Source organism: Candidatus Magnetaquicoccus inordinatus (genome assembly GCF_004217665.1).
Classification (GTDB): domain Bacteria; phylum Pseudomonadota; class Magnetococcia; order Magnetococcales; family Magnetaquicoccaceae; genus Magnetaquicoccus; species Magnetaquicoccus inordinatus.
Window position 1 is genome coordinate 1 of record NZ_RXIU01000521.1, and the last position, 1,083, is coordinate 1,083.

A 1,083-nucleotide genomic window follows, 5' to 3' on the forward strand; every position below is an offset into this window, starting at 1 on the left:
GCAGTTGGACAGTCATGCAGCACCATGTTCATGCGGGCCAGTGCGGAGGTGGCGTTATCCATCTCCTGACCGTAGAGAGCCAAGTCAAAGCCGGTTCTACTTTTGGCCTCATCATGCGCTTTGAGCAACAAGGAACCGGAACCGCAGGTCGGGTCATAGATGGTTTGGTCGGCACGGGTGGTTTTGCTTAAGTCAATGACCATGGCCATGACCCGTGAAACCTCCGCTGGCGTGTAGAACTGTCCCTTGCTCTTTCCAGATTCAGTTGCAAAATGCCTCATCAGGTATTCATAGGCATCACCAAGCAGGTCATCACCTTCCACCCGGTTACGTCCAAAATCCAGCTTTTCAAAGATGGCCACCAGTTTGGTCAACCGGTCCACCATGGCTTGACCCTTGCCGAGCTTCTCCTCGTCGTTGAAATCAGCGACGTTGATGGCACCCTTCAAGCTGTCATTGGCATCCGCCAGCCTGCCAATGATTTTGTTGATTTTATCTCCAATCTCCTTGTTGCCCTTGGCGGCTACCATGTCCGCAAAGCTGCCACCCGGGGGAACATCAATCAACGCCCTGGGGTCACCCGCATATTTGTCAGAGACATATTTGACAAACAGCAGTACCAGCACATAATCCTTATACTGGCTGGCATCCATCCCGCCACGCAGTTCATCGCATGATTTCCACAAAGAAGAGTAGAGTTCAGATTTCTTCAGAGCCATGGGTTTGCCTTGGGTGACATTGATGAGCAAAAGTACCGGGTTCACTAAAGCCTGACAGCAGGGGCAAGGATACCAGTGTTTGCAGGGTCAATACAGGAGCAGCAGGAAAGAACGGTCAAGTGGTGGTACTGCTTGGGGTCGCAGCAGCAATAATCCGGTAGACTGACGGCACAGAGATGCCGGTCCTCTTGGCCACATCGACCTTAGAGACCCCTTGAGCAACCAACTCCAGCACCTGCTGGGATTTGGCACGGGCGGTGGGTTTGCGTCCCTTGTAGACTCCCTCTGCCTTGGCCTTCTCAATTCCTTCCTGCTGACGCTCCCGCAGCAGGTCTCTTTCAAAGGCACTGATGGCCGCCAGCAT

At 53.4% G+C, this 1,083-nt stretch carries 2 protein-coding genes; both read right to left on the reverse strand.

Annotation, left to right across the window (positions count from 1 at the left end):
• A partial coding sequence (locus EJP87_RS16985; RefSeq protein ID WP_130473000.1) for a class I SAM-dependent DNA methyltransferase occupies nucleotides 1-719 on the reverse strand: 719 nt, incomplete at its 3' end.
• 115 nt (nucleotides 720-834) lie between these two features.
• Nucleotides 835-1,083 (reverse strand): helix-turn-helix domain-containing protein (locus EJP87_RS16990; RefSeq protein WP_130473001.1); only part of this gene is annotated, 249 nt, incomplete at its 5' end.